The 20,603-nt window shown below is 72.6% G+C and carries 16 protein-coding genes and 1 pseudogene; 4 read left to right on the top strand and 13 right to left on the bottom strand.

Annotation, left to right across the window (positions count from 1 at the left end; genetic code table 11):
• Positions 1–84 precede the first annotated feature (84 nt).
• Entirely contained in the window at positions 85–432 is a 348-nt protein-coding gene (locus tag OIE49_RS29870) for a VOC family protein (RefSeq protein ID WP_326804994.1), read from the top strand.
• A 106-nt stretch (positions 433–538) separates the two neighbouring features.
• Positions 539–886 (top strand): DUF6204 family protein, encoded by a 348-nt coding sequence (locus OIE49_RS29865; protein ID WP_326804993.1) that lies wholly within the window; start codon positions 539–541, stop codon positions 884–886.
• On the opposite strand, the gene OIE49_RS29860 is transcribed toward OIE49_RS29865, so the two are convergent.
• The 11 genes from OIE49_RS29860 to OIE49_RS29810 all read right to left on the bottom strand — a co-directional run bounded on the left by OIE49_RS29860 (position 864) and on the right by OIE49_RS29810 (position 17,354).
• Positions 864–1,409 carry a GNAT family N-acetyltransferase gene (locus tag OIE49_RS29860; protein ID WP_326804992.1) on the bottom strand — a complete coding sequence of 182 codons (546 nt, stop codon included), beginning with the start codon at positions 1,407–1,409 and terminating at the stop codon, positions 864–866. The two genes, OIE49_RS29865 and OIE49_RS29860, sit on opposite strands and share 23 nt — an antisense overlap.
• 132 nt (positions 1,410–1,541) lie before the next feature.
• On the bottom strand, positions 1,542–2,465 hold the full coding sequence (locus OIE49_RS29855; protein WP_326804991.1) for a S66 peptidase family protein: 924 nt from the start codon (positions 2,463–2,465) through the stop codon (positions 1,542–1,544).
• Entirely contained in the window at positions 2,462–4,426 is a 1,965-nt protein-coding gene (locus tag OIE49_RS29850; RefSeq protein WP_326804990.1) for an LpqB family beta-propeller domain-containing protein, read from the bottom strand. The genes OIE49_RS29855 and OIE49_RS29850 overlap by 4 nt, the downstream gene beginning before the upstream one ends.
• A 4-nt stretch (positions 4,427–4,430) precedes the next feature.
• Complete coding sequence (locus OIE49_RS29845) at positions 4,431–5,735, bottom strand: M20/M25/M40 family metallo-hydrolase (protein ID WP_100566604.1); 1,305 nt, start codon at positions 5,733–5,735, stop codon at positions 4,431–4,433.
• Positions 5,728–6,561 carry a M55 family metallopeptidase gene (locus OIE49_RS29840; protein WP_326804989.1) on the bottom strand — a complete coding sequence of 278 codons (834 nt, stop codon included), beginning with the start codon at positions 6,559–6,561 and terminating at the stop codon, positions 5,728–5,730. Before OIE49_RS29840 ends, OIE49_RS29845 begins: the two co-directional genes overlap by 8 nt.
• A 150-nt stretch (positions 6,562–6,711) precedes the next feature.
• The gene (locus OIE49_RS29835; RefSeq protein WP_326804988.1) at positions 6,712–7,845 is read right to left on the bottom strand and encodes a glycosyltransferase; all 1,134 of its coding nucleotides are present in this window, start codon (positions 7,843–7,845) and stop codon (positions 6,712–6,714) included.
• Positions 7,842–10,718 (bottom strand): bifunctional glycosyltransferase/CDP-glycerol:glycerophosphate glycerophosphotransferase, encoded by a 2,877-nt coding sequence (locus tag OIE49_RS29830; protein ID WP_326804987.1) that lies wholly within the window; start codon positions 10,716–10,718, stop codon positions 7,842–7,844. Before OIE49_RS29830 ends, OIE49_RS29835 begins: the two co-directional genes overlap by 4 nt.
• Positions 10,719–10,869: 151 nt before the next feature.
• A complete protein-coding gene (locus OIE49_RS29825; RefSeq protein ID WP_326804986.1) occupies positions 10,870–11,595 on the bottom strand; it encodes a class I SAM-dependent methyltransferase in 726 nt (241 codons plus the stop codon).
• A gap of 131 nt (positions 11,596–11,726) precedes the next feature.
• Entirely contained in the window at positions 11,727–14,210 is a 2,484-nt protein-coding gene (locus OIE49_RS29820; protein WP_326804985.1) for an ATP-binding SpoIIE family protein phosphatase, read from the bottom strand.
• A gap of 151 nt (positions 14,211–14,361) precedes the next feature.
• Positions 14,362–16,752: an MFS transporter gene (locus OIE49_RS29815; RefSeq protein WP_326804984.1), complete on the bottom strand. Its 2,391-nt coding sequence runs from the start codon at positions 16,750–16,752 to the stop codon at positions 14,362–14,364.
• A 158-nt stretch (positions 16,753–16,910) separates the two neighbouring features.
• Positions 16,911–17,354, bottom strand: coding sequence for an SRPBCC family protein (locus OIE49_RS29810; protein ID WP_326804983.1), 444 nt, complete (start codon positions 17,352–17,354; stop codon positions 16,911–16,913).
• 191 nt (positions 17,355–17,545) lie between these two features.
• Between OIE49_RS29810 and OIE49_RS29805 the strand changes: the two are divergent.
• Positions 17,546–17,794: pseudogene (locus tag OIE49_RS29805) on the top strand (Rv2578c family radical SAM protein); the annotation flags it as partial.
• A 373-nt stretch (positions 17,795–18,167) separates the two neighbouring features.
• Complete coding sequence (locus OIE49_RS29800) at positions 18,168–18,398, top strand: helix-turn-helix domain-containing protein (RefSeq protein ID WP_326804982.1); 231 nt, start codon at positions 18,168–18,170, stop codon at positions 18,396–18,398.
• Between the two features lie 66 nt (positions 18,399–18,464).
• Here OIE49_RS29800 and OIE49_RS29795 read toward each other — a convergent pair whose 3' ends face one another.
• Entirely contained in the window at positions 18,465–19,640 is a 1,176-nt protein-coding gene (locus OIE49_RS29795; protein WP_326804981.1) for a methyltransferase domain-containing protein, read from the bottom strand.
• Complete coding sequence (gene tgmB, locus OIE49_RS29790) at positions 19,637–20,602, bottom strand: ATP-grasp ribosomal peptide maturase (protein ID WP_326804980.1); 966 nt, start codon at positions 20,600–20,602, stop codon at positions 19,637–19,639. The genes OIE49_RS29795 and tgmB overlap by 4 nt, the downstream gene beginning before the upstream one ends.
• Position 20,603: the final 1 nt, after the last annotated feature.

Here is a 20,603-nt window from a genome sequence, read left to right as displayed (position 1 = left end):
GGGGATGTGGCGGAGCAGGTGGGTCCCGCGGGCGATCCGGTGAAAGGATCACCTGCCGGGCCACCCCCAACTACGCTCGTACGCATGGAGATTCTGGGAACCAGCCTGCGCGTCTGCGTCAACGATCTGGACACCGCCGTCCCCTTCTACGAAGGCCTCGCGGGAGCCAGAGCCCTCCGCTTCGAACAGGCCGGCGTCCAGGTCGCCGCGGTCGGCTGCTTCCTGCTGATGAGCGGCCCCGAGTCGCAGCTGGAGGTGCTGCGCAAGGTCGCGGCGACGATAGCCGTGGAGGACGTCGACGAGGCTCACCGCGTGCTGACCGGACTCGGCGCGCAGATCGTGGCCGGGCCGGTACCCACCCCGGTCGGCCGCAACCTGATCGCCCTGCACCCGGACGGCACGGTGTACGAGTACATGGACCGCCGGGGCTGAGCGGGCGGCGCGGCGATATTCCGTGGGCAGCGCGTCGCGGGCGCCGTAGAGTCGGCCGGTCGGCCCCTGTGGGCCACGGCCGACCATGGAGAAGTACGGAGATCCGATGAGCGAGCAGCACACCTACCGGGTGATCGTCCGGGGCACCTGGGACGCACTGACCGACGAGGCACGGCAGCGGCTGCGCGCGGAGGCGGACGAGCACGGCATGCTCAGCATGCGGTTCACCGAGGAGGGCTCGCTGTCGTACGAGCCGTCCCCGCTGAAGCACTTCTCGATGCGCTACGTCGTGGTCGGCGACGCCGACGACGGCGAGGAGATGGCGGCCGCGATCGCCGAGGACCGCGCGGAGACCGCCCTGCGCGGCCTCGGATACGGCTTCCGCGACCTGCGGTCGACCGTGACGGACCTGAACACCATGAAGGTCAACGTCAAGCGCGCATCTCGGCGGTGAGCGCCCACCGCTCGTGGTCGCGCCAGGCCCCGTCGATGAACAGCATGTCCGGCGAGAAGCCCTCCAGGCGGAAGCCGCAGGCGCGGGCCAGCGCGATCGAGGCGGTGTTGAGCGGCTGCACGTTGATCTCCAGCCGGTGCAGCCGCATCGGGCCGAAGGCGTACCCGACGACGAGGTCGAGGCCCTCGCGCATCAGTCCGCGCCCGGCGGCGTGCGCGAAGGCGCCGTAGCCGAGCGCGCCGCACCGGAAGGCGCCGTGCGCGATGTTGTTGATGTTCACGAACCCGGCGAGGGCGCCGCTGTCCTTCTCGCAGACCAGGAAGCCGGCCCTCGCCGGATCCTCGATCAGCCGCCGGGCGTAGCCGGCGTACGCCTCGGCCGTGTCCGGCGGGAAGAGCCACGGGCGGTGCAGGTCCTCACTCTCCCGGACGCGGGCGGTGAACTCGGGGCCGTCCTCCTGCGTGAAGGGGCGGATGCCCACGCGGGGCCCCTCGGCGAGAAAGCGGGCTGCGGTGTGCGGCATGCCGTCACCCTACGCGGCACGCGCGCCCGGCCGTCGCGCGGTCGGCGCAGGTCGGGTGCCGCGCGGTCGGCGGCAGATCGCGTGCCACGGAGCCGGCCCAGATCCGGTCAGCGCGGCGCCGGCTGCGCGCGGTCAGCGCAGCGCGGGCTCGTCGAGCGTCAGCGTGCCCGCGTCGGCGTCGAGTTCGGCCGCGACGCCGAAGGGCACCGTCACCGCGCCCTCGCAGTGCCCGAAGCCGAACTCCTCCGCGACCGGTACACCGAGACCGCCGAGCCGGTCGGCGAGCAGGGCCCGCACCCGGTCCGGGGTCTCGCAGTCCGCCCAGGAGCCGAGCAGCACCCCGCGCACCCCGTCGAGCCAGCCGGCGCGCAGCAGCTGGGTGAGGTACCGGTCCAGCCGGTAGACCTCCTCGCCCACGTCCTCCAGGCACAGCAGACCGCCGGCCGCGCCGGGCCGCGCGAGCGGGGTGCCGAGGTCGGCGGCGAGCAGGGCCAGGCAGCCGCCGAGGGTCACGCCCCGCGCCCGCCCGGCGACCAGCGCCGGGCCGCCGGAGGCGATCGTGCGGACCGTCTCGGGCGCGAACAGGGTCGCCCGCAGATGCCGCTGCGCCCGGTCGTTCTTGACGAAGTCGGCACCGGCGGCCATCGGCCCGTGCAGCGTGACCAGGCCCAGGCGGGTCGCGAACGCCTCGTGCAGCGCGGTGATGTCGCTGAAGCCCACGAACACCTTCGGGCCGGCCGCCCGCATGGCCTCCCAGTCGAGCAGGTCCACCATGCGCTGCACGCCGTAGCCGCCGCGGGCGCACAGCACCGCGTCCACCGACGGATCGCACCAGGCGCCCTGGAGATCGGCGGCGCGGTCGCGGTCCGCGCCCGCCAGATAGTCGAACGTGGCGTGCCGTGCCGTCACGTGCGGCGCCACCACCGGATCCAGGTCCCAGCCGCGCAGCACGTCAAGGCCCGCCTGCAGCCGCTCCTCGGGCACGGGCCCGCTGGGCGCGACGACGGCCACGCGGGCGCCGGGGGCGAGCCGGGCGGGGCGGACGAGTTCCTTCACGTGCCGAGCTCCAGGGTCGGGATGCCGGCCGGGTCCAGGCCGAAGACCTGAGCGTACAGCGACAGCTCCGCCTCCAGCGCCCGTACCAGGGTGTCGGCCCGGCGGAAGCCGTGCCCCTCGCCCTCGAACGCGAGGTACGCGTGCGGCAGCCGCCGGCCGGCCAGCCGGGCGAGGAACCGCTCGCACTGGACCGGCGGGCAGATCACGTCGTCCAGGCCCTGGAGCAGCAGGAAGGGCGCCGTGATCCGGTCGGCGTGCTCGGCGGGCGAGCGCTCGGCGTACCGGCCCGGCACCTCGGCGAGCGGCCCGACCAGGGACTCCAGGTACTGCGACTCGAAGTCGTGGGTCTCCCCCGTGCTCCAACTGGTCAGGTCGAGGATCGGGTAGCTGATCGTGCCGCAGGCGTACACGTCGGTCGTGGTCAGGGAGGCCGCCGTGGTCCAGCCGCCCGCGCTGCCGCCGCGGATCGCCATCCGGGCGCGGTCGGCGGTGCCCTCGTCGGCGAGGGCGAGCGCGACGGCCGCGCAGTCCTCGACGTCGACGACGCCCCACTGCTCGCGCAGCCGGTTGCGGTACTCGCGGCCGTGCCCGGTGGATCCGCCGTAGTTGACCTCGGCGACCCCGATGCCCCGCGAGGTGAAGTAGGCGATCTCCAGGTCGAGCACGAGGGGTGTGCGGCTGGTGGGTCCGCCGTGCACCCACACGACGTACGGCGGCAGCTCGCAGGCGGGCGCCACGCACTCCGGGTGGTGCGGCGGGTAGATGTGGGCGTGCACCTCCCGGCCGTCAGGACCGGTGAAGGTGCGCATCTGCGGCTCGGGGTAGTAGGCGGGGTCGACCGGGTCGTCGTGGGCGGCGCCGATCACCCGCGCCCGGCCGGTCCGGGTGTCCAGCTCGACGACCTCGTAGGCGCTGCGGGGGCCGGCGGCCACCGCGACGACCCGGTCGCCGTGCACCACCGGCGCCGCGTCGAACTCGGTCCAGGGTCCCGCCGCGTCGACGACCTCGCCCGTCTCCGGGTCGAGCACGCCGAGGGCGGTGGTGCCGCGGCCGTGCACGACCGCGATCAGGCCGCAGTCCAGCGGCGCGAACCAGCGCTGGCCCAGCCGCCACAGCGGGCCGGCGAACTCCTCCTCGCGGACGCACAGGGGCTCGCCGTCGCGGTAGAGGTTCCACCAGCCGCTGCGGTCGCTCGCGTACAGCAGGGAGCCGTCGGCGGCCCAGTCCGCCTGGGCGATGGACTCCTCGGGGCCGCCGGCCACCGTCCGGGGCGCGTCGAACGTGCCGTCGGCGCGCACCTCGGCCACCAGCAGCTCCGTGCCGTCCCACGGCATCCGCGGGTGGTCCCAGGCCAGCCAGGCCGCCCGCCGCCCGTCGGGCGAGAGCCGGGCGCCGGTGACGAACCGCTGCCGTTCATCGGTGAGTTCACGTACCGCTGCCCTGTCCTCGGCGGCCGAGCCGTCCAGCGGCACCGCGGCCAGGACCCGCCGTACGTCGGTGGGCGCCTCCCCGGTGAACTCCTCCAGCACGCACCACACCTCGCCGTGTTCCAGGCGCAGTTGCGGTTCGACCCAGCGCAGTCCGCCGCCGACCTCGGAGAGCGGGGTGAGCGGGCGGGGCTCTGCGCCGGGTTCGTACCGGTACAGGCGCTGGTCGGCGAAGTTCACGAACACCACGAGCGGTATGCCGTCCACGACGGCTCCCGCCCAGGGCCGGCCGCCGTACTCCATGACGCGGCTGCGCACGTTCCACGGTGCGGGCAGCACCGTGGACTGCGAGCCGTCGGCGTTCCGCCGCACCAGCGCCCGGCGGCCGCCCTCGGCGGGCCGCGGCTCGGTCCACCACACCTCGTCGCCGACGAATCCGGGGAACTCCGGCCTGCCGTCGTGCGCGGCCGCGAGGGCCGCGTCGATGGGCGAGGGCCAGGATCCGCAGGGCAGGGTTCGCACGTTTTCCCCCATGGGCTCAGGCGGTCCGCAGGAAGCGGTCCAGGACGCGGACGCCGAAGTGCAGCGCCTCGACGGGGACGCGCTCGTCGACTCCGTGGAACAGGGCGTTGTAGTCGAAGCCCTCGGGCAGCTTCAGCGGCGAGAATCCGTACCCGGTGATGCCCAGCCGCGAGAACTGCTTGGCGTCGGTGCCGCCGGGCATGCAGAACGGCATGACATGGCCCTCCGGCGCGAACTCCTCGACGGCGGCCCGCATCGCCGCGAAGGACGGCGAGTCGACCGGCGACTGGAGCGCCACCTCGCGGTGCTCGAACTCCCAGTCCACGTCCGGGCCGGTCAGTTCGTCGAGGGTGGCGCGGAACTCCTCCTCGCCGCCGGGCAGATACCGCCCGTCGACGTGGGCGACGGCCTCCCCCGGGATCACGTTGATCTTGTAACCCGCTTCCAGCATGGTGGGGTTGGCACTGTTGCGCAGGGTCGCCTCGACCAGCCGGGCCGCCGGGCCCAGCTTGTCCACCAGCGCGTCCACGTCCCGCAGGTCCGTCTCGATGCCGTACAGGGCGGCGAGTTCGGTGAGGGCCGCGCGCACGGTCGGGGTGAGCCGAACGGGCCATTCGTGGGCGCCGATCCGGGCGATCGCCGCGGCGAGCCGGGTCACCGCGTTCTCCCGGTTGACCCGGGAGCCGTGGCCCGCCCGCCCGCGGGCGGACAGCCGCAGCCAGGCGGTGCCGCGCTCACCGGCGGCGATCGGGTAGATCTGCCGTCCGGCGCCGTCGTGGAAGGTGTACGCCCCCGACTCGCTGACGCCCTCGGTGCAGCCCTCGAACAGTCCCGCGTGCCGGTCGGCGAGGAAGCCGGATCCGTCCTCGGCGCTCGCCTCCTCGTCGGCGGTGAAGGCGATCACCACGTCCCGCCGTGGCCGCAGTCCCTGCCGGGCCCAGGCGCGGACCACGGCGAGGATCATCGCGTCCATGTTCTTCATGTCGACCGCGCCCCGGCCCCACACGACCCCGTCGCGGACCTCGCCGGAGAACGGGTGCACGCTCCAGTCCTCGGCGCGCGCAGGCACCACGTCCAGGTGACCGTGCACCAGCAGCGCGTCCGCCGACGGGTCGGTGCCCTCGATCCGGGCCACGACGTTGGTCCGGCCCGGGGTGCGTTCCAGGAGCACGGGCTCCAGGCCCGCCCCGGCGAGCCGCTCGGCGGCGTACTCGGCCGCCGGGCGCTCCCGGCAGTCGCCGCCGCCCCGGTTGGTGGTGTCGATGCGGATCAGGTCGGACGTGAAGCCGACGACCTCGTCCAGCGCCTGCGCGTCAGCCATACTGCTCCTCGATCGCGGACGAGGCGATCGTGGTGACCGCCTTGAAGGTGCGGATCGCCTCGTACATGGTCGCGCTGGTGTAGGCGATCTTGCGCTCGCCGGCCCGGCCCACTCCCGGCACGACGGTGCAGGCCATGGCGAGGTGCTCGGCGTCGAACTCGACCGCGACGGTGAACGGGCCGCCGTCGGCCGGTTCGTGGCGGACCGCCAGCCCGGCCGCCTGCTTGGCGGCCGCGCGGATGTCGGCCGCGGTGCGGGACGGCGTACGGCACACGGCCGCGTACCGCGACACGTGGTCCTTCACGGCGACCTTCAGCGCCTCCGGCGCGTACCCGAGGGCGTCCTCGCAGGCCAGGTCGTCCCCGGTGACCAGTACGACCGGCACCCCGTACTCGGCGACCACATGCGCGTTGAGCAGCCCCTCGCTGGCGCGTACGTCGTTCAGCCACACGCCGGTGATGGAGTTGGCGAGATAGGTGTGGGCGAGGACGCCCTCCATGCCGGCGCCGGCGTGGTAGCCGACGAAGGCGACCCCGTCCACGTCGCCGCGCTGCACGCCCTCCACCATGGACAGAGACTTGTGCCGTCCGGTGAGCATCTGTGCCCGCTCGTCCAGCCGTTCGAGGAGCAGGTTGCGCATGCTCCAGTGCGCCTCGTTCACGAGGACCTCGTCGGCGCCCCCGTCGAAGAAGCCGCGCACGGCCGCGTCGACGTCCGAGGTGAACATCGTCCGGCACCGCTCCCACTGCGGAGTGCCCGGCAGCACGTCGGCGGGCCAGGTCACACCGGTGGCGCCCTCCATGTCGGCGCTGATGAGGATCTTCATGGAGCGTCACGTTACGCGCCGATCAGCGAACCGGCTACGGAGAAGCGGTGAAAGTCGGCGAGTCGGCACAGGGGCGGGGACGTACCCCGCGCGCCGCCCGCGTCCCGGGCACCGAGGGGCGCCGGGGCGCGGGCGACGGGTGGTCCGGGCTCAGCGCTCCAGGAAGGCGAAGAGCTCTTCCCAGCGCCCGGTGATGACGTCCGGGTCGAAGCGCTGGACGCTGCGCAGGGCCTGGTCGCCCATCGTGTCGCGCACCTGCTCGTCGGACATCAACCGGACGAGGTGGCGGGCGAGTTCGGAGGTGTTGCCGGGGCGGGCCAGCAGACCGTCCCGTTCGTGGGTGACGATCTCGCGGACGCCGGGCGCGCAGTCGAACGCCACGCACGGCACCCCGGTCGCCATGGCCTCAAGGAGGACCAGCGGGAAGCCCTCGCCGCGGGAGGACTGGACGAAGACGGAGGAGGCGCGCAGCGCGCCGGGCACGTCGTCCGTCTGCCCGGCGAAGTCCACCGAGTCCTTCAGCCCCAGCTCCGCGCACTGCCGTCTGAGCAGCGCCTCGGACTCTCCGCTGCCGTGGATGCGCAGGGTCCAGCCGGGCTGCTTCGGCGCGGCCTCGGCCCAGGCCTCCAGGAGCAGGTCGACGCCCTTCTCGTGGGACAACCTGCCGATGCTGACCACGACCTTCTCGGTGCGCGGCGACGGCGTGCCGGGCGCGATGGGCAGCGGGTTCGGCATGAAGCCGACGTTGTTCATGCCCTCGGACACCCAGCGGTCCGCGTCCTCCCGGGTGAGCGCCAGCAGGCGGTCGACGTCCTTGTAGTACCGCTTCACCCGTCCGAACCGCGACGACTTGCGGGCCGTCTCGAAGGACTCGTGGGTCATGCCGATCACCTGGTGCCCGGCGGTGTCCGCGAGCGCCACCCACTCCATCGCCCAGACCTGGCCGACGATGATCACCGCACCGGGCCGGGCGGCGCGGAACAGGCCCGTGAGCCGGCTCGCCGCCGTGCGCATGTGGGTCTCGTGGCGGCGGACTGCGGGGTCGGCGCGGCCGAGGAAGCGGCGCGCCCGGGGGCGGCCGGGGGGCCGGCGGGCGTACAGGGTCACGGTCCGGAACGGGGGCTCCTCGCCGAGGTCCATCGGATGGTTGGCCGGGGCGATGCCGATGACGGTGACCCGGTGGCCGCGGCCGGCCAGCAGTCCGGCCATCTGGGCCTGCCAGCGGCCCACGCCGCCGAGCTCGTCGACCTCGTTGGCCACGAAGAAGATGTCGCGCTGGGTCATCGGGTCTCTCCCGCGGGGCCGAAGAAGCGGTCCACGATCTGCGCCGCGGCGTCCCCGCGGTCGTACTCGCCGTACTTGTCCACGAACTCCTTCAGGCGGGCCTCGTACGTCGACCGCACGGTGCTCAGGTCGCCGATGACGGAGAACAGTTCGTCCCCGGTGCGCGGGACGGGGCCCGGTGCCTCGGCGAGCAGGTCGAAGTAGGTGCCGCGGGTGTCCTTGGCGTACTCCTCCCAGTCGTGGGCGTAGAAGACGATGGGGCGGCGGAGCAGCGCGTAGTCGAACATCACCGAGGAGTAGTCGGTGATCAGGCAGTCGGCGAGCAGCAGCAGCGGGGTGATGTCCGGTTCGGCGCTGACGTCGATCACGCGCCCGGCGACCGACGGCGGCAGGGTGAGCTTGTTCAGGTAGTGCGCGCGGACGAGGAGGGTGTGGTCGTCGCCGAAGCGGGCGGCGAAGTCCTCGATGTCGAAGGGGAACTCGAAGTCCCGTACCCGGCCGTCGGGATGGGCGCGGAACGTCGGCGCGTACAGCAGCACGCGCCGCTCCGGGTCGAGGCCCAGCCGCTTGGCCAGCCGCTGCGCCTCGGCGGGCAGCGGCGCCCCCTCGCGGACCCGCACCAGGGCGTCGTTGCGCGGGTAGCCGGTGCGCAGCAGCTTCTCCTCGGGGATGCGGTAGGCGCGGGCGAGGGTGCGCACATCGTGCTCGCCGCGGACGACGAAGTGGTCGAAGCGGTCCAGTGCCTGCTGGTAGGAGCGCTGCTCCGGTTCGGACATCATCCGGTGGGTGGGCTCGTCGAAGCCCATCCGCTTCAGCGCCGAGCCGTGCCAGGTCTGGATGTACGTGGTCTCCGGGCGCTTGGCCAGCCGCAGCGGGTAGCCCTGGTTGTCGATCCAGAACTCCGCCTGGGCGAGCGCTTTGAGGTAGCGCCAGGACCAGCGGCGCACCAGCTCCACGTCCTTCGGGAAGCCGGTGGGGCGCTCGCCGGCGTACGACCAGATCGGCGTGATCGGCGCCTTGCGGCGGCGCAGTTCCTCGAAGACGGCGCGCGGGCTGTCGCTGTACTGCTTGCCGAGGTGGCTCTCGAAGACGACGGTGCCCTTGCGGACGGGCAGCCTGCGCAGCATCCGGTCGTACACCTGGATCTTGCGGGCGCCGGAGTTCAGGTCGCGGCGCACGGCCCGCAGAGTGCGGTAGGCGCGCTTGGCGGCCCGCGCGGGGCGCCCGTGCAGATTGCGTTCCACGGCGGCGCGGCCGGTGCGGGCGAGCCGGCCCTGCTGGGCGAGCCGGAAGGCGAGGTGGCCCTTGGCGGACACCTGCGCCTCCAGCCGGTCGGCCATGAGCCGGGTCAGGCGGGGCCGGACGGGCAGGGACTCGGCGCTCTCCAGGTCGACGGCGCCGACGGTGAGCCGACTGGTGGTGCGCTTGCCTCCGGCGGTCAGGTGCAGCCGGACGTCCCAGACGTCGTCGACGATGCCGAGCGGTCTGAGCCGCCGGGCCAGCGGCACCTCGGCCCGCCAGGCGATGGCGTCGCCCTCGTGGCGCGGGGCGGGCACCGGGAAGCGGAAGGTCTGGAGGCTGCGGCGGCGGGCCCGGAACTCCAGCTCGGCGCTCAGCTCGACGCCCGGATCGATGGTCTGCAGCGGGTTGACGATCTCGCCGGCGAGCACCACGTCGCCGCCGCGCACCGCGTACTCGGTGAGCCGGTTGCGCAGGGCCATCCGGTTGAGCGGCCTGGCGTGGTAGCCGAGGGTGGTGACGTCGAGGACGGAGCGCATCTCGGCGTCGTCGAGGTAGCGGTCGGTCCAGTAGATCCGGCCGCTCCGCTCGGCCAGCGGCGCGGAGATCTTGTGCCGGTTGATGAGCGTGTCGATGGCCGGCATCAGGTCGGTCCAGTCCTCGCGCAGCAGCAGCTGGGCGCAGATGGCGTGGACGCGGTCGAGCTCGGCGTAGGCCGCCTCGGGGAAGCCCTGGACGTAGGAGCGGGCCAGTTCGGCGAAGCGGTGGCGGTAGTCGTCGTCGAGGAAGGGCAGTTCCCGCAGGTACAGCACCAGGTCGTGCTTGAGGAACTTGATGTCCTTGCGCAGCTTCAGCTCGTCCTGGCCCTGGCGGTCCAGGATGGCGTCGATACGGCGGTGGATCTCGACCCGGTCGGCGAAGTTGCTGATCTCACCGCGCCGGTTGCTGATCGACTTGACGGCGGTCTTCTGGACGACGTTCCAGTGGTAGACGGTGTTGGGGATGAGGGTGATCCGCTGCGCGGCCAGATAGGCCTGCGCGGAGAAGAGCAGGTCCTCGTAGTGGATGCCCCGGGGGAAGGCGAGGCCGTTGTCGATCAGGAACTCGCGCCGGTAGCACTTGTTGGTCGACAGGGTGTCGAAGACGAACAGGTCCGGCAGCTCGGCGACGGAGTCCAGCGTGCGGGTGCCGCGGTACAGCCAGGGGTACCAGAGCACCCGCTTGTCGTGCCGGCTGTCGGTGTGAACCCGGACACAGAGGCCGGAGACGAGGTCGGCTCCGGTGCGGTCGGCGGCCTCGATCATGTTGCGGCAGGCGTTCCGCTCCAGCGTGTCGTCGCTGTCCAGGAACATCACGTACCGGCCGCGGGCCACCTTGACGCCCTGGTTGCGGGGCTCTCCGCAGCCGCCGCTGTTCTCCGGGAGCCGGATCGCCCGCACCCGGTCGGGGTGGGCCGCGGCGAGCGCCTTCGCGACTTCGTGGGAGCCGTCCGTCGAGCAGTCGTCGGCGATGATCACCTCGACATTGCGGAGTGTTTGCTCGAGGACGGAACCGACGGCTGTCGGAAGTCGCTCTTCGTCGTTGTAGACGATGACGACGACACTGACGTCCGGCTCGGGCGCGACGATCGACACGGCCACCTCTCGTCTCTGTTCGTTCCGTGGGGGGTGGGCGTAACCCTACAGCGTGTAGGGGTCGCTCCGGCCCCCACCACCTTCAAACTACGCCAATGCGACAATACGCCGTCCCACTGACACGCAGAGCACAACCACCGGACTGTGCCGCTCAGTGGGTGCGGCCGGCCACCAACCACCTCGACGGCAGCTCGACACGGACTCCGTCCGCGGTGAACTCGTTGGTACTCAACGGTATTTCGCCGTCCGCCAGAACGGTGAGGCCGGCAGAGCGCAGGTACTCCGGCACCGCGGCGTCGGCGACTTCACCGGGCGCGATGCCGTGCCGCAGGACCGGGACGAGTCCGGGCGGCGGACCGGCGGGGTCCTGCGCGAGCCGGCCCAGGACCGGGCGTGCCGACTCGGACAGTTCGACGAGGAGGGCCCGGCCTCGCGTGCCGAGGAGGGCGGCGATCCCGTCGGCGAGTGCCTGCCGGTCGTCCGGATCGCACTGGTGCAGCACGCCCCGCATGTACACGTTCGCTTCGCCCAGCTCGGCGCGCAGCGCCTCCGTCCCGCTCTTGTCGGCGGCGTCCAGCACCCGGTACACGGCCCGGCCCGCGCGGTCGCCGCGCCGGGCCCGCTCGACGGCCTCCGCGGCGATGTCGACGCCGACGACGCGCCCGAAGCGTCCGGCGAGGAAACGGGTCTGCGTGCCGTTGCCGCAGCCCAGGTCGACCAGGGGCAGCGCCGGATCGGCCAGGTGCGGTCGCAGCAGGGGCAGATGGAGCTGGGCGGTAACCTCGGGCTCCGCGTCCCAGAACACCGCACCCGGCTCCTCGGGCGCCTCACTCCAGAACCCCTCCCACGCCTTCCGGTACCGACTCGTCGCACTCATGCCCAACTCCCTTGAGAAGAAGCCCTGTTCGGGTTTCTCCGGTCTACCTGCCGAGGCCCGGCCCCACAACCACGGGGAGTCGGAACAGGACCCGGGGAACGCGGGGAACGCGGGGTCCCGAACGGGGCGGGTCAGCGGCGGGGCAGGGTGAGTTCGAACCAGACCGTCTTGCCGGTGTTCGTACGGCTGGTGCCCCACTCGCGGGCCAGGGTGCTGACCACACGCAGGCCGCGGCCGGACTCGTCGGCCGGGCCGGCGCTCAGCAGGGTGGGCAGGTCGTGGTCGTCGTCGTCCACCTCGCACAGCAGCGTGTCGCCGCGGACGAGGCGCAGTGCCACGGGGCGGCCGTGGGAGTGCCGTACCGCGTTGGTGACCAGCTCGCTGACCATCAGCTCGGTGGGGTCGGCGAGCCGGGCCAGGCCCCACTCGTGCAGTTGCTCGCGGACCACGGCACGGGCCCGGCCCACCTCGGCCGGATCGCGGGCGAGACGCCACTCGGCGACGTCGTCCGGCCCGATGCCGTTCAGGCGGGCCATCAGCAGCGCCACGTCGTCCTTGCGGCCACCGCGTGTGTTCAGGGCGCGGATGATGGTGTCGCAGGCGTCGTCCATGGACGCGGCCGGGTGGGCGGCGGACGCACACAGTGTGGCGAGCCCCACACCGATGTCCTCGCCGCGCACCTCGACCAGGCCGTCGGTGCACATCACCAGCCGGTCGCCGGGTCGTACGGGCACGCGTACCGCCTCGAAGGGCACCCCTCCGACGCCGATGGGCGCACCCGTGGGCAGGTCGAGCAGTTCGCTGCGGCCGTCTTCGGCGTGCACCAGGACCGGCGGGATGTGGCCGGCGTTGGCGAGGTGCACCTCGCCGGCGATCGGGTCGTACACGGCGTACAGACAGGTCGCGAGGTAGGTGTCGCCGAGCCGTTGCGCGAGGTCGTCCAGGTTGCGCAGCAGTTGGGCGGGCGGCAGGTCGAGCGCGGCCATGGTCTGCACGGCCGTCCTCAACTGCCCCATCATCGCCGCCGAGTTCAGGCCGTGCCCCATGACGTCGCCGACGACCAGGGCGGTACGGGCCCCGGGCAGCTTGACCGAGTCGAACCAGTCGCCGCCGACCCGGCCGAGCAGCGTGCCGGGCAGATAGCGGGTGGCGATGTCGCAGCCCGCCATCCGCGCCGGGATACTCGGCAGCATGCTGTCCTGAAGTGTCTCGGCGACGCTCTCCTGGTAGGTGTACATGCGCGCGTTGTCGAGCACGAGGCCTGCCCGGGCAGCGAGTTCGGCTCCGGTGACCCGGTCCATGTCGTTGAACTCGGCCCGCTCCGGATGGCGCAGCAGGATCATGAAGCCGAGGACGACGTCCCGCGCCTTCAGCGGGACGACGAGCATGGAGCGGTGGGTGATCAGCGGACGGATGTCCCGCTTCTCGAACTGCGAGGCGATGGCATGGCCCATCTCCTCGCTGATCCGCGGCACGAGCACGGGCTCGCCCGAGGTCATGCACTGGAAGAACGGCGTGTGCGCCGGGAACGGCATGGCCTCGCCGACCGGCACCACGTCGTCCCAGCGGCCGGGTTCGTCGGTGTGTTCGAGAGCCACCCGGTGCCACATGGTCCTGGTGTCCGGCACCCCCTCGGGGAACCCCTCGCCGGCGACGACCTGTTCGCGCAGGTAGGTGCCGGCGACGTCGGTGAAGCGCGGCACGACGGCCCTGCTGACCTCGACGATGGTCCGCGCGAGGTCGAGCGAGGTGCCGATCCTGCCGCTGACCTCGTTGAGGAACTCCAGGCGCTCGCGCACGGCGGCGTACTCCAGGTCCTCGCCCTCGTCGTCGGCCCCTCGCTCCGGTAAGGGCAGCCCCTGGGCCACCGCCCGCGCGGCACGCTCGCGGCGCGCCCTGCGCCCGGCTCGCCGCGGCACCCCCCAGTCGGGGGTGACGGGCACCCGGTCGTTCCGGCTGAACTCCATGACCGGATAGCCCAGTTCGAGCACCTGCGCGGCGATGCGGGCGCTCTCGCCGACGCTCATGCTGGGCAGGATCTCGGGCAGCCGGCGCGCGAGTTCCTCGGCGCCGGGGAAGTCGGTGTGCAGGGCGAAGGCCGGTGCGACCCGCTCGAAGGCACCCGTCTCCTCTTCCCGGGACGCCTCCTCGGGCCCGTCGCCGCAGCGCAGCGCCTCCGCGTCGGCGGCGAGCACCAGCAGCCGCTCCCGCCCCGGGCCGGCCAGCGGGTAGGCCCACCACAGGAGGTCCACCCGGTCCCGTTCCGGCACGGCGAGCCTGGCCCGTCCGGCGGCCGGGTAGGACAGCCGTCCGCCCAGGGACGGCTCCAGACCGGGTCCGAGCCCGTCGTAGCCGCCGTGCAACCTGTGCGGGACGCCGTCCGCCTCGTCGGGCAGGACACCGGAGACGGGCAGCAGGTCGGCCGCCGGCCGGCCGATCGCCTCCTCCTTGGCCCTGCCGAGCAGCCGCCGCGCGCCGCTGCTCCAGTGCGACACCAGACCGTCGTCGTCGACCACGACCACGGCCAGCGGGACCCTTCCGGCGGGGACGTCCTCCACCGCGCGGTTCACGGCCCCGCGGCCCGGAGGTACGTCCCTTTCGGTGCCACGGTCCATGACCCCAGGCCCCTCTCCCCACGGCTCCGCAAGATCTGTTCCCCCGGGGACCACGGTACGGGGACGGCCCGTCACGATGTGCGGCAATACCCGAATTGGCGTCAGGAGGAGCGCGCCGGCGCGCGGTGGTGCGCTCCCCCTTGTACGCTGGTCAGTCCTCGTGTCCGAGCTGGAGATCGCGTTCCGTGCGGCCTCCGCCCGCCACCTGGAGGACCGTGGCGACGGGCGGGTAGCCGGCCGCGATCACGGTGTACTCGCCGGAGGACAGGTCGACGAACCGGAACGTTCCGTCGGGTCCGGTGGTGAGCGTGTCGACGACGTTGCCCGCGGCGTCGAGGAGGGTGACGCGCGCCTCCTCGACGGGCCGCCCGCCGCCGGCCCGGACGGTGCCGCGCAGCACGGCCCCGCCCGCGAGTTCGACGTCCTGGCGGGTCTCCCGCGCGGCCTGCACGCTGACCGGTAGCGCGGCCGGGCGGAAGGCGGGGGCGCTGGCGGCGAGGGTGTACTCCCCGGCGACGAGTTCGGTGATGGCGTAGCCGCCCTCGCGTCCGCTGCGGGTGCTGGCGACGACCTCGCCGTGCACGTTGGTCAGCGTGACGGTGGCGTCGCGCACGGGGCTGCCGTCGGCGGTGAGTACGGTGCCGGTGAGGCGGCCGGCGCCGCCGAGGACGACGTCGAGTTCGACCGGCCGCTCGCCGACGGTCACGGAGACGGCCTGCGGCTGGTGCCCGCCGGCCGCCGCGATCAGGACGTACGAACCGGTGCCCGGCGTCGACAGCGCGTACCGCCCGTCGTCGCCGCTCGCGCCCCGCCCGATCTGCTGTCCCGCGACGTCGATCAGGGTGAGCGCCGCGCGGGGCACGACGGTGCCGTCCGGGTGCTGCACGGTGCCGCAGACGGGAACACCGGCGGCGAAGGGCGAGCGGGCCTGCGGCACGCCGGGGTTCAGCGGCGCGGTCTCCGGGTCGGTGACATGGGCGTTGTGGGACACCAGTGGTCTCTCCTTGAGGAAGAAGGCGATGAGCAGGCCGAGGACGAGCACCGGCACCAGGTAGAGGAAGATCCGCGGCATGGCGTCCGCGTACGCCCGCACATAGGCGTCGCGCAGGGCCGGCGGCAGCGCCCGCACGGCCTGCGGGGTGATCGACTCGGGGTCGGGGAGGGCGGCACCCGCGCGCGTGGGCACGCGGTGGCGCAGGGCGTCGGTGAGCCGGCCGGCGAACAGGGTGCCGAAGACGGCGGCGCCCACGCTGCCGCCGATCTGCCGGAAGTAGTTGTTGGCGCTGGTCGCCGTGCCGAGGTCGGCGGGGCGCACGGAGTTCTGCACGGCGAGCACGAGCACCGGCATCACCAGGCCGATCCCGGCGCCGAGTACGGCCATCCACACGCTGTATTGGAGCCGGGGCGTGTCGACTTCGAGCCGGGACAGCAGCCACATGCCGAGGGCGGACAGGGCGGTGCCGAGGAGGGGGTACATCCGGTAGCGGCCGGTGTGGCTGATGAGCTGACCGGAGACGATGGACGCGCCCACGATGCCGCCCATCATGGGCAGCATCAGCAGTCCGGACTCGGTGGCCGAGGCGCCGTCGACCATCTGCAGGAAGGTGGGCAGGTAGCTGGCCGCGCCGAACAGCGCGACGCCGACGACGAGCCCGACCAGGGCGCTGACGTTGAAGACGGAGTCGCGGAACAACCGCAGCGGGATGAGGGGTTCGACGGCGAAGCGCTCGGCGACGAGGAAGAGCGCGGTGGCCGCGACGGCGCCTGCGCCCAGGCCCAGGATGACCCGCGATCCCCAGGCGTACTCGGTGCCGCCCCAACTGGTCAGCAGCACCAGGCAGGTGGAGGCGGCGGCCAGCAGCAGCGCGCCGAGCACGTCGAAGCGGGCCCTGACCCGGGGCCGGGGCAGCTTGAGCACGGCGGTGATCACGGCGAACGTGATCAGGCCGAAGGGCACGTTGATGTAGAAGCACCACCGCCACGACAGATGGTCGGTGAAGTAGCCGCCGAGCAGCGGTCCGGCCACGGAGGCGAGTCCGAAGGCCGCGCCGATGAGCCCCATGAACCGGCCGCGCTGCCGGGGCGGCACGATGTCCGCGATGATGGCCTGCACACCGATCATCAGCCCGCCCGCGCCGATGCCCTGCACGGCGCGGAAGGCGATGAGCTGGTCCATGGTCTGCGCCCGCCCGGCGAGCGCGGAGCCGGCGACGAAGACGGCGATGGCGAACTGGAAGACGCCCTTGCGGCCGATCAGGTCGCCGAGCTTGCCGTAGACGGGCAGGCCGACCGTGGCGGTGAGCAGATAGGCGGTGATCGCCCAGGACATGCGGTCCAGGCCGTGCAGCTCACCGACGACCTTCGGCAGCGCGGTGGCGACGATCATCTGGTCGAGGGCGGCCAGCAGCAGCGCGAGCATCAGCCCGAAGAAGACCAGCCGCACCCGGCGGGGGGCGAGCGGTGCGGCGGGGACGGGCGGCGGGAAGGGGATCCTGGGGGGCGCCGCGACCGGCTCGTCCTGCACCAGAGTGATCCCGCCCACGTACCGCTCCCTCGTCGCACCTGCCGCACGATTGCCGCGCAAAGCGACAACTGTGGGCAAGGCGACGGGTTACGGCGGGCGTCCGGTCCGCGGAGAGATCCACCCGAACCGGTGAGGAGCCAACGGGGGCCGTCGGCAGCGGAGTTGCTCCAGTCGGGCTACTTCTCGACCTCGCCGGCGAGCTTGGCGAGCATCCCGTCGTAGATCCGGACGAGGCCCTTGGGGGCGAACGTCCGCTCGAAGAAGCCGCCGATGCCCCCGGCGCCCTTCCAGGTGGTGGTGATCACGACACGGGACGCGCCCTCGCCGGCCGGGGTGACCCGCCAGACGGTCACCATGGAGGAGTTGCGGTCCTTCTCGACCAGCTCGCCGTCGGTGGGCTCGGAGACCTCCATCAGGCAGTCGCGGACCCGCTTGCTGGTGGCCTGGAGCTTCCAGTGGACCAGGGTGCCTTCGCCGTCACCGCCCTCGCGCACCTCGTACTCGCTGAAGTGCTCGGTCAGCACCTTCGGACGGGTGCCGCTGTAGTCGGCGACCGCGTCGAACACCGTCTCCGCGTCGGCGGCGACGACCCGCTCCGTAGTGGCCTCGACCTGCGCCATGGCTTCCTCCAGGACATCCGTTCTCAGGCTTGGGCCAAGCCAATCACCCCGCCGCCCGGCCCCCCAAATCGGGGCCCTCAAGTGATCGGATCCGGCACAGCGAGTGATCGGGAACGGCGCCTGTACGGTCAGCCGCACGATCAAGAGAACATGTGTTCTATTCTGGGGCCAGCACTACCGGAGGAGGCGCCATGCGCTGGGACAACCTCACCGTGGACCCGGAGAACTCCGGGGACCCCGGTCACGGCCGGGCCGCCGACGCCGCGCTCTTCGGGGCGGACGCGGTCACCACACGTACCTTCGACACTCCCGAGTTCCGCGGGATCACCTTCCACGAGATCCGGGCCCGTTCGATCATCAACCGGGTGCCGGGCGCTTCGCGCATGCCCTTCGAGTGGACGGTCAACCCGTACCGCGGCTGCACGCACGCGTGCGTGCACTTCACTCCATGACCCTATTTGCCGGGGAGGCACAGTGCTGAGCGCATCACGCGCTGACCAGGCATGGAAGGCCATGACTCGCCCCGCCCGCGACCAGGCCCTGGACGACCCCCTTGCGCGAAGGGCGGGTCCGGCCGCCTACGCCACGCTCCTGGACGCAGCCGACCAACCGAGCGCCGGCGCCGCCGGACCGTGGCTGTTGCTGCGCGATCGAACGGCGGACCGCACACAGCAGAAACCCGCCCCACCGGAGGCTTGCAGTCCTCCAGTGGGGCGGGAGCTCAACAGCACCGGACACCACATGTGACGGGCCATCACCAAAAGCATCAGGGCTGGTGCTGACATATGAACATGCACACTCCACGTTTGTCGAGTGCCTCGCGATCACCCGGACTGGATCATTCAGCGGCGCCGGGAGCTGGGCGAACGAATCGCAGACCTGCGCACCGCGGCGCACCACACCCAGGAATCCTTCTGTGAGGCCACAGGGCTGAGCCGCAGCACGCTCCAGCGCATCGAGTCCGGTGAGGGCGACCCCCGCTACAGCGACTTACTTCGGATTGCGGCTGTGCTCGACACCCGCGTCTCCGTTCTCGTCGGCTGACGGCAGGGGAAGGCCCCGCCCATCCGCCACGGGGGAAGCGGACGAGCGGGGCCGGTCATGGGGCGATCAGCCGGGCAGGTTCCAGCGTGTTCCGTCCGGCTCGTACCAGGCTTGGGTGACACCGTCGGTGTCCCGGGCGTAGCCGAACCGGTCCTGGGCGGGGCGGCCCGCCCTGTTCCACCAGTCCCAGGCGGCTTCCGCCTGCCTCCACAGCTCGCCGTCACCGCCGTAGCAGACCGTGCCGGTGTCGTCGCCGGCAAGCGGGACGCGAGCCCACGCCCCGTCACGGTCCTGGAGCTGGAGCGCCATCACGCCGGCCTCGTCGACGTGGTAGACGAGCTCCACGCCTGGCAGATGCAGGGCCAGGACCAGGCGCAGCGGGTAGTGGGCGCGGATGTCGGCCGCGGTGAGCGTGGTCGGCCGGCGTCCGGCATCCGGCGCGCGTTCGGACCGCGGCGACGTCGGGTAGGTGCGGGCCTCGCCGCGCGCGGGCATGAAGCGGCCCGCCGTCGTTGTGAAGGCGCCTGCGGCGCCTCCTTCCTTGTCCACGGCGAGCTGTACGAGGCCCCCCTCGATGCCGAGCGCGACGTCGGCAACGATGACGCCACCGGGTCGTGTCTGCGCGATCCAGGCGGCCGGGATCGACGGAACCGAGCAGGTCGCGATGACGCGGTCGAAGACGATGTCGTTCGGGTAGCCGCCGCGTGCGTCGCCGGCGGCGAGGTGCGGCCGGTGGCCGAGGCCCGCGAGGCGTTCCCGCGCGGTCTGGAGCAGCTCGGGGTCGACGTCGCTGGAGTGGACGAAGGCGTCACCGAGGCGGGCGCACAGCAGGGCGGCGTTGTAGCCGGTGCCGGTGCCGATCTCCCAGACCTTGTGTCCGTCGTCCACCGCCAGGTCCTCGAGCATGCCGGCCATGAGGCTCGGCAGCGTGCTGGACGAGGTGGGGATGCCCGTCCATGCGGTGTCGTCGACCTGCTCGGCGGTCGCGGGGTCCAGGGCCGTCACGAGCGTCACGTCGCGGTAGACGGCGGCGAGGGCGCCCTCATCGGAGGCGTGCCGGTGACGCCACACGGTGATGCCCCGGTCGTTGGTCTCCTGCTCCAGCCACTGAGGGACGAACAGGTGCCGCGGGGTGCTCGCGAACGCCTCGGCCCACGGGGCGGTGCGGACGGCGCCGGTCTTGGTCAGCTCGCCGGCGAGGTCCAGCATGTGCGGGCGGGCCGTGTCGACGGGGAGGGTCATGCGGGCACTCCTTGCAGCTCGTCGGCGATGGCCTGGGCGATGGGAAGGCCGGTGGCGTGCTCGATCCAGTCCCACTGCCCGCACGGGTTGGCCTCCAGGAACGTCCACTGCCGGTCGGGGCCGACGATGAAGTCCATGGCGGCGAAGCGCAGCGCGAGCCGGTCCATGTAGCGTCGCACGCCGTCGGCGACGTCGGCAGGCACTTCGGTGACCTGGTACGTGAGGGAGGCGTAGTCGCTGCGCCAGTCGGTGTGGGCCGCGTCGCTTCCCGCGTGGACCTCGGCGGCGAGCAGCCGCTCCCCCACGACCGTGAGCCGCACCTCGTGGGCCTTGTCGACCCAGGCCTGGAACAGGTGGGCAGTGGTGTCGATGCCGCGCAGGTCGGAAAGGTCGCCCTCGGTGAGGCGGCGGGTGTAGACGGTCTTGAGCTGGTCGTCTTCGATCAGCACCGGTGAGGCGACCGGCTTGCAGACGACCTGGCCGCCGACGTCGCCGACGAACGCCCGGACGGCGTCGGCGTTGTTGGTGATGAGGGTGGCCGGGATGGTGAGCCCGCAGGCGCGCGCGGTGGCGAGCTGCAAGGGCTTGTACTCGGCCCGGGACATGACCGCCGGATGGCTGACCCAGCGGCAGTCGAGGGCTGTGATGATGCCGCCCAGTCCGGAGCGGGCCTGCGCGGCGGCGAACCGCCTCTCGGGCTCGGACATGGTGGCGGGCAGCGCGAACGCGTTCGGGGCGCGGTAGTAGACGGCGGTGATGTCGGCGAGGTCGACGGCACGGTGCGGGGAGGCGAGCCCGCCGGCCCACCCTCGCCGGGCGTCGATGCGCCCGGCGAGGGTGAGGTCCTGCGGGAACTCGGCGGTGTCCATGCGGAACACCTCCGCACCGCCGTCCGTGAGCGTCTTGACGACCCGGTCGGTGGGCCAGTCGTCGCGTGCCGCGATCACGAGAACGGCGGGCATC

The organism is Streptomyces sp. NBC_01788 (assembly GCF_035917575.1).
Taxonomy (GTDB): domain Bacteria; phylum Actinomycetota; class Actinomycetes; order Streptomycetales; family Streptomycetaceae; genus Streptomyces.
The sequence above is the reverse complement of the archived record's forward strand: the minus strand, read 5'-3'. Positions and strand labels throughout refer to the sequence as shown.

Excerpts from the sequence above, each read along its gene's own strand:
- OIE49_RS29795 (WP_326804981.1), bottom strand. The coding sequence starts at position 19,640 with ATGACCCTCCCCGTCGACACGGCCCGCCCGCACATGCTGGACCTCGCC.
- OIE49_RS29825 (WP_326804986.1), bottom strand. The coding sequence starts at position 11,595 with ATGAGTGCGACGAGTCGGTACCGGAAGGCGTGGGAGGGGTTCTGGAGT.
- OIE49_RS29850 (WP_326804990.1), bottom strand. The coding sequence starts at position 4,426 with ATGGGGGAAAACGTGCGAACCCTGCCCTGCGGATCCTGGCCCTCGCCC.
- OIE49_RS29820 (WP_326804985.1), bottom strand. The coding sequence starts at position 14,210 with ATGGACCGTGGCACCGAAAGGGACGTACCTCCGGGCCGCGGGGCCGTG.
- OIE49_RS29835 (WP_326804988.1), bottom strand. The coding sequence starts at position 7,845 with ATGACCCAGCGCGACATCTTCTTCGTGGCCAACGAGGTCGACGAGCTC.
- OIE49_RS29810 (WP_326804983.1), bottom strand. The coding sequence starts at position 17,354 with ATGGCGCAGGTCGAGGCCACTACGGAGCGGGTCGTCGCCGCCGACGCG.
- OIE49_RS29840 (WP_326804989.1), bottom strand. The coding sequence starts at position 6,561 with ATGAAGATCCTCATCAGCGCCGACATGGAGGGCGCCACCGGTGTGACC.
- tgmB (WP_326804980.1), bottom strand. The coding sequence starts at position 20,602 with ATGCCCGCCGTTCTCGTGATCGCGGCACGCGACGACTGGCCCACCGAC.
- OIE49_RS29845 (WP_100566604.1), bottom strand. The coding sequence starts at position 5,735 with ATGGCTGACGCGCAGGCGCTGGACGAGGTCGTCGGCTTCACGTCCGAC.
- OIE49_RS29865 (WP_326804993.1), top strand. The coding sequence starts at position 539 with ATGAGCGAGCAGCACACCTACCGGGTGATCGTCCGGGGCACCTGGGAC.
- OIE49_RS29870 (WP_326804994.1), top strand. The coding sequence starts at position 85 with ATGGAGATTCTGGGAACCAGCCTGCGCGTCTGCGTCAACGATCTGGAC.
- OIE49_RS29860 (WP_326804992.1), bottom strand. The coding sequence starts at position 1,409 with ATGCCGCACACCGCAGCCCGCTTTCTCGCCGAGGGGCCCCGCGTGGGC.